Source organism: Neobacillus sp. NPDC097160 (genome assembly GCF_044762155.1).
Classification (GTDB): domain Bacteria; phylum Bacillota; class Bacilli; order Bacillales; family Cytobacillaceae; genus Neobacillus.
Genome location: NZ_JBIWDU010000013.1, coordinates 39,304 through 51,656, shown reverse-complemented (window position 1 = coordinate 51,656; position 12,353 = coordinate 39,304). Strand labels below are relative to the sequence as shown.

General features: G+C 40.1%; 11 protein-coding genes. 8 read left to right on the top strand and 3 right to left on the bottom strand.

Translation table 11 applies throughout. The features are described from left to right. Position 1 precedes the first annotated feature (1 nt). Positions 2-706 carry a response regulator transcription factor gene (locus tag ACIQXV_RS18505; protein WP_402960882.1) on the top strand — a complete coding sequence of 235 codons (705 nt, stop codon included), beginning with the start codon at positions 2-4 and terminating at the stop codon, positions 704-706. A gap of 87 nt (positions 707-793) precedes the next feature. Here ACIQXV_RS18505 and ACIQXV_RS18500 read toward each other — a convergent pair whose 3' ends face one another. From ACIQXV_RS18500 to ACIQXV_RS18490, 3 genes are all read right to left on the bottom strand, one after another. Continuing rightward, positions 794-1,648 carry a tetratricopeptide repeat protein gene (locus tag ACIQXV_RS18500; protein ID WP_402960880.1) on the bottom strand — a complete coding sequence of 285 codons (855 nt, stop codon included), beginning with the start codon at positions 1,646-1,648 and terminating at the stop codon, positions 794-796. A 134-nt stretch (positions 1,649-1,782) separates the two neighbouring features. Next, positions 1,783-3,078 (bottom strand): FAD-dependent oxidoreductase, encoded by a 1,296-nt coding sequence (locus ACIQXV_RS18495; RefSeq protein ID WP_402960878.1) that lies wholly within the window; start codon positions 3,076-3,078, stop codon positions 1,783-1,785. A gap of 137 nt (positions 3,079-3,215) precedes the next feature. Beyond that, the gene (locus ACIQXV_RS18490) at positions 3,216-3,662 is read right to left on the bottom strand and encodes a Dps family protein (RefSeq protein WP_402960876.1); all 447 of its coding nucleotides are present in this window, start codon (positions 3,660-3,662) and stop codon (positions 3,216-3,218) included. 356 nt (positions 3,663-4,018) lie between these two features. Here ACIQXV_RS18490 and ACIQXV_RS18485 point away from each other — a divergent pair, with 356 nt between their 5' ends. The 7 genes from ACIQXV_RS18485 (at position 4,019) to ACIQXV_RS18455 (ending at position 12,337) form a co-directional block, all read left to right on the top strand. After that, positions 4,019-4,621 (top strand): cell wall hydrolase, encoded by a 603-nt coding sequence (locus ACIQXV_RS18485; RefSeq protein ID WP_402960874.1) that lies wholly within the window; start codon positions 4,019-4,021, stop codon positions 4,619-4,621. Positions 4,622-5,027: 406 nt separating this feature from the next. Further along, positions 5,028-6,380 carry an APC family permease gene (locus tag ACIQXV_RS18480; protein WP_402960873.1) on the top strand — a complete coding sequence of 451 codons (1,353 nt, stop codon included), beginning with the start codon at positions 5,028-5,030 and terminating at the stop codon, positions 6,378-6,380. Between the two features lie 189 nt (positions 6,381-6,569). Continuing rightward, the gene (locus tag ACIQXV_RS18475) at positions 6,570-7,853 is read left to right on the top strand and encodes a Glu/Leu/Phe/Val family dehydrogenase (RefSeq protein WP_402960871.1); all 1,284 of its coding nucleotides are present in this window, start codon (positions 6,570-6,572) and stop codon (positions 7,851-7,853) included. 21 nt (positions 7,854-7,874) lie between these two features. After that, positions 7,875-8,165 (top strand): SAV0927 family protein, encoded by a 291-nt coding sequence (locus ACIQXV_RS18470; protein WP_402960870.1) that lies wholly within the window; start codon positions 7,875-7,877, stop codon positions 8,163-8,165. An 18-nt stretch (positions 8,166-8,183) separates the two neighbouring features. Beyond that, entirely contained in the window at positions 8,184-8,432 is a 249-nt protein-coding gene (locus ACIQXV_RS18465; RefSeq protein WP_402960868.1) for a biotin/lipoyl attachment domain-containing protein, read from the top strand. A 104-nt stretch (positions 8,433-8,536) separates the two neighbouring features. Then, positions 8,537-10,660 (top strand): sigma 54-interacting transcriptional regulator, encoded by a 2,124-nt coding sequence (locus tag ACIQXV_RS18460; RefSeq protein WP_402960866.1) that lies wholly within the window; start codon positions 8,537-8,539, stop codon positions 10,658-10,660. A gap of 183 nt (positions 10,661-10,843) precedes the next feature. Continuing rightward, positions 10,844-12,337: an aldehyde dehydrogenase family protein gene (locus ACIQXV_RS18455; protein WP_402960864.1), complete on the top strand. Its 1,494-nt coding sequence runs from the start codon at positions 10,844-10,846 to the stop codon at positions 12,335-12,337. Positions 12,338-12,353: the final 16 nt, after the last annotated feature.

Below are 12,353 nucleotides of genomic sequence, written 5' to 3'. Positions count from 1 at the left end.
TATGAAAAAACAAAAGATTTGTGTCGTTGATGATGAACCAAAGATTTTACGATTTGTTTCAGCAAACTTAAAATCGATTGGCTATGAAGTGACTAAAGTAGGATCAGGTGAAGAATTATTTGATAAATTTGACCTGTTTTCACCAGACCTAATTTTGCTTGATATTATGATGCCGGGGCAGGACGGGTTTCAAGTCTTAGAGAAGCTACGGAAATTTTCTAATGTCCCCGTCATCATGCTTACGGCTCGCAGCAATCCAAAGGATAAAGTTCAGGGGTTAAATGTCGGGGCAGATGATTATTTAACGAAGCCTTTTTCCTTAGATGAGCTGTTTGCCAGAGTAAATGCTGTCTTAAGAAGGAGCCAGGCTAATCTGATTGATACACATTTAGCGAATAGTCCCGTTATTCGCACAGGCGAGGTTACAATTGATCTTGGCAGTAAACGCTGCTGGGTTCATGATGAGGAATTGAAGCTTACTCAAACCGAGTATTCGGTTATGGAAATATTAGCGCTTAATTTGGATAAAATTGTGCCGCATAAAACATTATTGTCAGAGGTTTGGGGCACTCAGTACCAGGATGATGTTGAATATTTACGGGTCGGTATTGCCAGAATCCGCCGAAAGATTAAAGAGCTGTCACGAGATAAAGAAGATTATATCGTTACGTACCCGGGTCTGGGCTATATGTTGCGCAGTTTTTAGATAAGTAGAAAAAAGGGATATCTCGAAAAATGGAGATATCCCTTTTGTTTTTAGAACTGTGATAAATTAAAGAATTCTCATTTTATATTATTGCATCGCATCATAAACAGCTTTTGTTTGTTTGTTTACACCGTACCAGCCCCAAGTCGCAGTATGACCTTCACCTGTACTTGGATTATCGACAACAAATTCGTATACATGGATTACGTAGTCCCCATTAGCAGCATCGTGGTCATACACAACTTTTACATTTTGTTCAGATGAAATGTTAAGATGCTGCCTTACTAAATCCACCGCTTGTTCTTGTGTGATTGGTTTGTTTGCTTCTTCCTGTTTCTGCTTTTCTTCTTCTTTGTTTTTGGTATTCTCTTCTGTTTGCTTTTGTTTTTTCTGCTCAGCGGAATTTTTCTTTTTCGTCGTTTCTTCAAGAAGCTTTGAGGCATCTTTAGCCATTGTTTCGATAGCTGTGACATCCGGTAAATCAGTAGTTTCTGCTACTTCTTTGAAAGCTGCAGCAGCTTGGTCAAACTGATTGTCTTCTAAAAGGGTTTTTCCTTTGATCATTTTTTCCTTCATTTTTTCCGAAACTGTTTTGGCTTGTTGAATATCTTTTAAAAGTTCATTAGCTTGTATAGTGACTTTTCCTTCTAATTTTTCAGTAGAAGTTTCTTTTAACAGCTTCTTAATCGAATAGATGGCAGCATCAAAGTCTCCATCATGGTAGAGTGTGCGGCTTTCTTGTAAGCTTTTAGCAAAATGAAGATAATCTTTCGCTTCGGTCGTTTCTTTCTCTTCTATAGCATTTTCAAATTTATTGATTGCTTGATCGAAGTCTCCTTTTTGCAGTGCTGCTTTTCCAGCATCGAAACTCTCGGTGTAGGCTTTTGGCGTACATGCCGAAAGGACAAGAGCAGTCAGAATTAGAAGAGTGAGCCTTTTCATTGTAATTCCCCCTCGTTGATCCTTTTGATAGGATAGTTGATAGTTAAAATTGTACAGTTTCCGACAGATTCTGACAATATTAAAAAAGGGCACCAGCCCAGATCGACAGACTGGGCTGGTGTCCTTTCAATGTATTAACTGTATTGTGGGCGCAGTTTTGAGCGTTTATTGACATGCTGCTCGGCACTTAATGCAGCAATCGCACCATCGGCAGCAGAAATGACTGCCTGTTTAATTGGTGTTCTTCTGGCATCTCCGCCGGCAAAAACACCATCTACATTCGTACGCAAGAGATCATCGACCATTACATAGCCTTCTTCATCTCTTATTACTGTGCCTTTTAAGAAGTCTGTACCTGGTTTCATGCCGCCAAGGTATAAGAAAATACCGTCAACATTCCATTCTTGTTCTTCTTTTCTATCATTAAGGATGACAATTTTCTCGACACTGTCCGTTCCCACGATTTCTCTAACACGATGACGACGATAGATTTCTACGTTTGGATTTTCCTCTAGTGAAGAAAGGTCGGCATCACCTTTTAATTGTTCAGTTGGGATTAACAGTTTTACCGTTTTACAATATTTAGCCAATGTTTCTGCTTCATGAATGGCTTCATCATTATCCCCGACAACAGCAACGATTTGATCCTGATAGAAGGCAGCATCACAGGTTGAACAATAGCTTACACCTCGGCCTGTGAACTCCTCTTCACCTTTTATTTTATTGGACGGGGCTTTTGCACCAACACCAATAAAGACGCTTTTCGCTTTGATGGTACCTTCAGCTACCTCAATTTTTTTTATTTCATCTGAAAAGTCAACGGATAGGACTGTTGAGCGAATAAACTCGGCTCCAAAGTCTTTTGCTTGTGCCTGCATTCTCATTAAGAGTTCAAGACCGGTTAATTCTTCACGGACACCCGGATAGTTTGCAATCTTATGGGTAATCGCCAGCGTTCCTGCTTTAGGAGCCTTATCAATGACAAGTGTTTTTAATTTCCCACGGGCAGCATAAACAGCAGCAGAAGCACCGGCAGGCCCGCCGCCAATCGTCACAAAATCATACACATCCGAAAGCACCTTTTCATCAACAGTCTGGAAAACCGCATCAAGGGTGTCAGGCACCGTTGCCACTGCGGCAGTAGTGTTATTGGTGACAGGCACCATTACTCCTATGGCTGCAGTGTTTTCCTCATCGAGTCCGAGGAGTTTGTTTAGTTTTTTCTCTTGGAAGCCTAGGACTAGTTTTCCGTTAATAAGGGTTGCAGGTGTTCCATATATTTTCCGTTCTTTTAGTTGATCAAAATATTCTTTATGTACGGAAGCATTACGCTCTTCAAATTCAATTCCGCGATCCTTTAGGAATGATTTAACTTTTTCACAATACGGACAGCCTGTACTGCTATAAACGATTACTTCATGTTTGGACACTTTTTCAAACCTCCAATTATCACTTTTGTAATATTAATAATAATATAATTACTAAATAAAAGTCAAACTTTTTTAATAATTATTCTAATTAAAATATTATAGAAAAGAGTCCAACATGAAGTGTTGGACTTTAATTGCTATACTGATTTACCTAGGAATGCAGTTAACATCCAAACATGTTTTTCAAGACCGGAATGAATCGCAAGCAGCATATCTCCAGTGGTTTCATCATGTAGTTCACCGGCAAAACTCATACCTTCCTTTAATTCACCAATTATGATCGAAAAGTCATTGATCACTGACTGCACCATCTCATCCGCCGATTCATTACCAGATGCTTCGTGAATCGAGGAAATTTCAAGGCATTCTTTCATGGTTGCAACAGGATTTCCGCCGATTGAGAGCAGGCGTTCTGCTAATTCATCAACATGCAATCCAGCTTCATTATAAAATTCTTCAAATTTAGCGTGCAGGGTAAAAAATTGCCCGCCCTTCACATACCAATGATAGTTATGTAACTTCATATACAAGACAGACCAATTGGCAATTTGCTTGTTCAATACACTGACTAATTGATTTTTCACTTAAAAAACCTCCTTCAATTTGCCTTCTCTTATATTATTACCAAAGTTTAATGAGGAATCCTGTTTCAATTTAGGGAATTTGTTGTCAATTTGGTGACGATGCCGCAGAAAAAGTGGTTGTTCTTATGTTACAAGCATGCAACATTGTGTAATAATGGGGCCTTTTCTATCCATACAGGGAATTATGTGGAAGCACTCAAAAATTGGATGATAATTCCAAAAGGTAGAGAAAAGTATTTATGGCGGGTCTGAATCTAGTAGATTATCCATTTCCATTTATTGGACGATGAATAAGAATGTTACACCTGTTAGCCTTAGTACTAGAGAAACGGCACACTAAATTTGGAGGTAATAATATGAATAAACTAAAAAAACTAGTGATTGCAACGGGAATGATCCTATCGATGTCAGCTTTTACGTTAAATGGAACAACTGAAGCGGCAACAACTACGCATAAAGTAAAATCTGGTGAGACGTATTGGAAAATCGCAACCAATTTCGGAGTTCCAGTTAATAGTTTAATGAAAACAAACAATGCAACGAACAGTGCTCTTTATGTCGGTCAAAATCTAGTAATCCCTAATTCTACTATTACTGCTGCAGAAAAAGATTTAATGGCACGTCTCGTTCGTGCAGAGGCAGTTGGAGAACCTTATGCTGGGAAAGTAGCCGTTGCTACTGTAATCTTGAACAGAGTATCTAGTCCTGATTTTCCGAATTCTATTAGGGAAGTTATTTATCAAATAGCTAACGGACACTATGCATTTACACCTGTGCAAAATGGTCAGATTAATCAACCTGCCGATGCTGCTTCAAAGCAAGCCGTGAATGAAGCTTTAGCATTCAGAGGTCAGGGGAATGGTTCATTATTTTTCTACAATCCAAAAACTTCTACAAGTCAGTGGATTACTTCACGTGAAGTTACCGTAACAATCGGTAACCACCGTTTTGCAAAATAAGCTTTCATTATAGCTTTTCAAAAAATGAAATTTTTAAACAAAAAAGCAGTGGATTCCTGAAAATGGAATTCCGCTGCTTTTTTTTATGTGGTGTTTTATACTTTTCTATTTTGCCAGTTGTCTTATGCAATTCTGAGTAGCTTATGCATATTTACATAAAATTTACGTTTTATCGATAGCGAATAGGATGAAAGAAGAAAGAGATGACGCTGATAAATTTTTATAGAAGTTATAAATAAAAATTGGTATGAAAATTGCAACTATTTAAAATAATTGGACTTTAAATTAAAATGAGAGGGGGAACTACTACAAAAAACGATTAATTCATAAATGATTATAAATAAATGTAAATGCTTTCAATTGGAGTTGATAAACGAATATAGTGACTAAAGGAGAGTTGATAAAATTGGAGAATACTACTCTTAAGCGCTCACTTGGGCTATGGGCTATCGTTATGCTTGGTTTAGGTTATATGACACCAACCATAGTGTTTGACACCTTTGGCATTGTGTCTGAAGAAACAAATGGTGTGGTACCGCTAGCCTATCTTGCCGCATTGGTTGTGATGTTGTTTACGGCAATTAGCTATGGAAAAATGGTACAGGTATTCCCAAGTGCAGGATCGGCCTATACGTATACAAGGGAGACGATGAGCCCGCATCTTGGATTCATTGTCGGCTGGGCAGCGCTGCTTGATTACATCTTGTTACCAATGGTAAATGCATTAATTATTCGTATTTATATGGTGTCTGTATTTCCGGATGTTCCAGCATGGATTTGGGTTGTCGGGTATGTCGCTGTCGTCACGGCCATTAATGCCTGGAGTATGGGGAAAACATCCAGTCTAAATTCACTGCTTGTTATTTTTGAAGTTGTCTTAATTGCAGCATTTATCGTGCTTGCCTTTCTCCAGCTTTCCAAGGGAATGGGACAAGGAACGATTTTCACAACGGAACCGATTTTTCACTCTAATGTCCACCTGGGCGCCATTTTGACCGGAGCAACCGTGGTTTGTTTCTCGTTTATTGGCTTTGATGCTGTCACTATGTATGCAGAGGAAGCGATTGATCATAAAACGATGCCGAGAGCGATTATGTTAACGGTCTTTATCGGCGGCGCAATCTTTTTCGTTTGCAGTTATTTCGCCCAAGCCTTATTTCCAGATATTTCAGGCTTCAAGGTTACCGATGATACGTTACCGGAAATTGGCTTGTTTGTCGGTGGAACAATCTTTAAGCTGATTTTCCTCTCAGGTGCTTTTGCTGCAACAGTGGCTTCCGGACTTGCCTCTCATGCAAGTGTATCAAGGCTTTTGTATGTTATGGGACGAAATGGCGTCCTGCCAAAAAAGGCTTTCGGTTATGTCCATCCAAAATTCCGGACACCGGTTTTTAATGTCGTCCTCGTTGGCGTCGTTTCACTGCTTGCTATTGCACCAAGCTTAGAGCTAATTTCTTCTTTTATTAATTTTGGCGCGTTAATTGCGTTTACATTCGTTAACTTATCCGTAATTGCACATTTCGTCTTCCGCTTAAAAAAATTTAAAACAACAAGGGACATCTTCTCCTACCTCATCATGCCAATCCTTGGTGCAGGCTTAACGGGAATCTTGTGGTATAACTTACAAGCAGATGCCCTCATCGGGGGGATCGTTTGGATAGTAATTGGAGTAATCTATATGGTTTTCCAAACAAGATTCTTTAAAATAAAAATTACAGATTTAAATATTGATGATGCGGAAAGAACTTCTTCACTTTAATGAGCAAAAAACACATTCCAATCTGGGATGTGTTTTTTTACCTCTCCCAATTATGCAAAAGTGAATAAAACCGTCAAATTATCATAAATCCTGCAATCTTATGATAAGAGAACGCCGAGAATCCGCATTCTTAAGTTGGCACGGAAATTGCTATTACCTTAAGTAACAAAAATAAATGAGGTGTTAGTAATGGCGGTTGAATCGCTAAACATGAATACGAAAGAAAAGGAACAGGATAATTCGCTGATTGAGTTTCAGGAGACACTTAAGGAAGCTGTTACCATTCTAAACTATCCCGTGCAGGTATATGAATTTTTGAAAAAGCCAATGAGATTTTTAGAGGTAAGTATTCCAATAAGGATGGATAACGGAAAAACAGAGATTTTCCAAGGCTACCGTGCCCAGCATAACGATGCGTCAGGGCCGACAAAAGGCGGAATTCGCTTCCATCCGGATGTCACACCTGAGGAGGTAAAGGCTCTGGCAGGCTGGATGAGCCTAAAGTGTGGGATTACCGACCTCCCTTATGGCGGTGCAAAAGGCGGCATTGTCTGTGACCCCCGCAATATGAGCTTAGATGAATTAGAACGGTTAAGCAGGGGTTATGTAAGAGCGGTGAGCCAGCTTGTCGGCCCAACAAAAGATATCCCGGCGCCCGATATGTATACAAACTCACAAATCATGGCCTGGATGCTGGATGAATATGACCATATCCGCGAATTTGATTCCCCGGGATTTATCACAGGGAAACCGATTGCCCTTGGCGGATCGAAGGGCAGAGAAACAGCCACATCTAAAGGTGTTCTTTATACGCTGCAAATGGTATGCGAATTAAAAAAGATGCAGTTAAAGGATACCCGCATAATCGTTCAGGGATTTGGCAATGTCGGCAGTTATTTGGCGAAATATTTATATGATTTAGGGGCAAAGGTCATTGGAATTAGTGATGTGCTTGGCGGTTTATACAATGAAGGCGGTTTAGATATTCCGAACCTGCTGGAAAGCAGAGACTCCTTTGGCATTGTTTCCAATCGTTTTAAAAGCTCCATCAGCAACCAAGAACTTTTAGAAAAAGAATGCGACGTCCTCATTCCTGCAGCCATCTCAGGCGTCATCAATAAACAAAATGCCAGCCGGATTAACTGCAAGTTTGTTATCGAAGCGGCCAATGGCCCAACAACCAAGGATGCGCTTAAGATACTTGATGAACGTGAAATTCTTGTTGTCCCGGATATCCTCGCCAATTCCGGCGGTGTGATTGTCTCCTATTTTGAATGGTGCCAGAACAACCAAGGTTATTACTGGACCGAGGAATTAGTCGATGAAAGACTAAAGGAAAAAATGACTTCCAGCTTTTTAAATGTCTATAACACAGCGAAAAGGTATGGCGTCAATATGAAAATTGCTGCTTATATCGAAGGCATTCAAAAATTAGCTGAAGCTTCAAGGCTGAGAGGATGGTTAAAGTACTAAAACATAAAAGGAGGAATTTGAATGAAGCTCGAAATTTTGTCGGAAGAAAAGGAAAATCAGCTCTTGCATTATTTTTGTCTCATTTCCAATAACCATCGCTATGATTTGACGATTGGCTACTCCAATCATTTTTATGGGAAAGCAATGGTGACCTCGATACAATCTGGAAAAATGGTGTTACTTTGCCAGGAGGATACGGATACAGATGATTATTGGGCTGATTATCTTGGAATTGAAAAAGAAGATATCCCGGAATTTCAGGAATTCTTTCGTCTTGTTTTACAAACACGGCCGTTTCAAGAGCAATACTAAAATTTGGGGGTGATTTTCATGTGTTTTGGCGTTGTGCTTAGCCCGTGCTACGGGAAGGTGGAGGAGATTTCCATACAAAGTGAGTCAAGATTTTATGAATGGGAACCATTGTTTGCGATCAAAACAAAAGATGGCAATCTGGAAATGATTCAAACGAGTGTCAGCGGAGAAGTAGAATCACTGGAAGTACAAGAGGGCGATGATGTTATTCCGGGGATGGTTCTTGCCTATGTTAAAGAAGATTTGTTTATTACCGGAAGTGATTAGGATGTGGGGCAACTCTCACATCCTCTTTTTTTGGAATATTATTTAAAAAATTCTGAAATAGGTGGTACTATTAGAGTGATAAGGTTGTAGGGGGGAAGGTAACGATGTTTTCCGTGTCAAAAGAAAAACTGAAACCGATTATTTCAGTTGCAGTTGAAGAAAGAAAAGAAATATTTCGCTCGACCTTAAGTAACCTTAAAGAACCTTTTTTATTTTTAAAAAAGGAAAATCAACTATTTGCCTATGTGGTAATTGGGAATCTGGAAAAAGAGGCTTCATCGGTCGAACTCCTGCTTGAACATGCCAAACCGCTTGAAAGTATCTGTCATTTGAGTGAACATATTTCCTTGCCCATATTGTTCCAAATTATCGGCGAACCGTTTGCAATCATCAAGGGTGAGGATGGAAAACCATCGGGTTACATTCGAAGAGAAGATGTCCTGGCAGAACTTTTTAAACAAGAAAATCAAAGTGTCGACTTGCTTAAAATTATCCTGACCTCGATTCCGATGGGAGTTTTTATTTTAGATAAAGAAAAACGCATCATTAATTGCAATGAAGCTGGTATAAAAATGATCAAATCGAATGCAGAGAAGGTGTTAAACTTTCCTGCTGAAAATATTTTTAGCAGCTCTCACATTAACAAAGTGTTTTCAACGGGGAAGACACTTCTCAACCATCTTGAAATCACAAACGAAATGGGCGTTCTCGTCGACTATAGCCCGATTTTGAACTACGATAACGAAGTGGATGGGATCATTATCGTTGTTCAGGATTTGCCAATGGTTGAGGAAATGGCAATGGAAATTGAATATATTAAAGACTTGAATAAAGACCTAAATGCGATTCTTTCAAGTATTTATGATGAAATTCTCGTGGTGAATGCGAAAGGAGAATTGATCCGTTTTAGTGAAAATATCATTCAAGATTTTTGGAATGTTGATTTAAAAGAGCTGATTGGAAAAAACATTCTTGAACTTGAGGATCGTGGTTTATTTACTCCATCTGTCACAAGGCTCGTCATGGAAAAAAAGAAAAAGGTTTCCGTTGTGCAAGAAACACATAACGGCAGAAAAATTCTCGCTGTTGGTAATCCTGTTTTTAATGAAAAAAAGGAACTTGACCGGATTATTATTGCCTCACGCGATATTACCGAAACAACCCGGCTGAAAAGTGAATTGCAGGAAATGCGAAAAATATCCGAACAATATAAGAAGGAATTAGATGATTTTAAGAGCAAGGATCGCTTTTTGAAAAAGTTGATTTATTGCAGTCCCAAGATGGAAAAGATCATGAACCAAGTAAAGAAAATTGCCGACTTTTCCTCGACAGTCCTGCTCCATGGGGAATCTGGGGTAGGAAAAGAAGTGATCGCCCAAGCCATTCATCAATTAGGAAGGCGCTCTAAAAAACCGTTCCTTAAATTAAACTGCGGTGCGATTCCGGAAAATCTACTTGAGAGTGAACTTTTCGGCTATGCGAAGGGCGCTTTTACTGGTGCTGATAAAAATGGAAAAGACGGTTACTTCAAACAGGCTGATGGTGGCATTCTGTTTCTCGATGAAATCGGCGAGATGCCCGTTCACTTGCAGGTAAAACTGCTCCGGGTGCTACAAGAGCAGGAGATCATCCCTGTAGGCAGCACAACACCTACTACGGTAAATGTGCAAATCATCGCTGCCACAAATAAAAATTTAGCGAAAATGGTGGAGGAAGGAAGATTTCGTGAGGATTTATATTATCGCTTAAATGTCATCCCGATCCAAATTCCTGCACTAAGAGAGCGGACAGAGGATATATCATTGTTGGCTTTCCATTTCCTCCAGCAACTGAATGAAAAATATGACCGAAATTATCATCTAACACCGGATGCCATCAATGTCCTTGAATTTTATTCATGGCCGGGTAACGTTAGGGAATTGCAAAACATCATTGAAAGATTAGTGGTGACGGCGGATCATCCGGCCATTGACGCTGAGTTCGTCAGCCAATTTTTATCATTAGGCTATGAACATAAAAAAATGAAACCGGTGATTACCCGAGTGATTCCATTGCAGGATGCCATCGATCATGTAGAAGAACAGCTAATCATCATGGCAATGAAGCAATACAAGACCACGACAAAGGCGGCGAAAGCTTTAGGAATCAGCCAATCCTCCGTCAGCCGGAAATATCAAAAAATATTGACAGAGAAAAATATTAAGCTTGAAAACTTATCTACGCTTTAAATTGAAGCTGATTCAGATTAAATTGTCTGGATCAGTTTTTATTATGCAAATTGAAATAAGGTTATGCAAAAATGAATAGCTTCGATTGTTATTTTTTCAAGAGTTGCTATTTTACTATGCTATTAGTGTTGGCACGCTTCTTGCAATAATAGTTATTGAGGGTGAATAAAGGAGGAATTGAAAATGGTCGAGGTCAAGAACCGTGTTGTAAACCTAAAGATGTTTATTGATGGTGAGTGGAAAGATGCTGAAAATCAAGAAACACGCCCAGTGATAAATCCTGCAAATGGAGAAGTGATTTCCTATGCCCCTGAAGGAACAGTCGCCGATGCCCGCGCGGCAATTTATGCGGCACGCCGAGCTTTTGAAGAAGGTGTTTGGTCGGATATTTCTGCTCAGGAACGAGCCTCCTATTTATTAAAAATTGCTGACAAAATTGATGAATATGCTTCGGAGTTAACCGAGCTTGAAACGATGGATAACGGGAAACCGTTAAGGGAAGCAGGCTTTGATGTCGCGGATGCGGCCGCATGCTTCCGCTATTATGCAGGACTGATTACGAAGCCTGATGGCCAGACCTATCATGTCGCGGATCCGATGCAGGCCATGGTGGTTCGCGAGCCTGTTGGGGTTTGCGGTCTAATTGTTCCTTGGAACTATCCGCTGTTAATGAGTGTTTGGAAAATCGCGCCGGCACTTGCTGCAGGAAATACGATTGTGTTTAAACCATCAGAAGTAACACCAGTTACACCGAAAAAGCTGTTTGAAATTTTCGAAGAAATAGGTTTGCCACGAGGGGTCGCCAATATGGTGATGGGCGCAGGTCCAGTGGTTGGAAATGAAATCGCTTCCCATTCGGAAGTTGACATGGTCTCGTTTACCGGCGGTACGAAAACAGGCAAGCATATTATGAAACAAGCTGCCGATACGATGAAAAAGGTATCGCTCGAGTTAGGCGGAAAATCACCGAATATTATTTTTGCGGACGCTGATTTTGAAACCGCTGTCGATTATGCCTTATTCGGGATCTATGCCGGTTCCGGTCAGGTGTGTTCAGCGGGATCAAGAATTCTTGTTGAAGAGAGCATATACGACAAATTTCTTGAACGATTTGTTGAACGGGCAAAGAAAATTCAAGTAGGGCCTGGTCAAGAATCTTCCACAGAAATGGGTCCGCTTGTTAGCGAACAGCATTTGGAAAAAGTACTCCACTATATTGAACTTGGAAAACAGGAAGGCGCCACGATTGCTTGTGGTGGAAATCGAATCGTACGTGAAGGATTGGATCAGGGTTACTTTGTTGAACCGACCGTTTTTGTCGATGTGAAGCAAGAAATGAGAATCGTGCAGGAGGAAATCTTCGGTCCTGTTGTCGTCATTCAGAAATTTAAGGATGAAGAAGAAGCTCTTAAGCTAGCAAATGGAACGGTTTATGGATTGGCCGGTGCTGTGTTTACGAAAGATGGCGCCAAGGGATTGCGGGTAATTAAAAAGCTGCGCGCCGGAATTACTTGGGTAAATGCTTATCATCCTACTTATAACGAAGCACCATGGGGCGGTTATAAGCAAAGCGGTATTGGCCGCAGCCTTGGAACATTTGGACTTGAGGAATTCCAGGAGATTAAACAGATTAACATCAATTTGCAAGTCGAACCAGTAGGTTGGTTTTCAAACTAATATATTTGGAGGTATG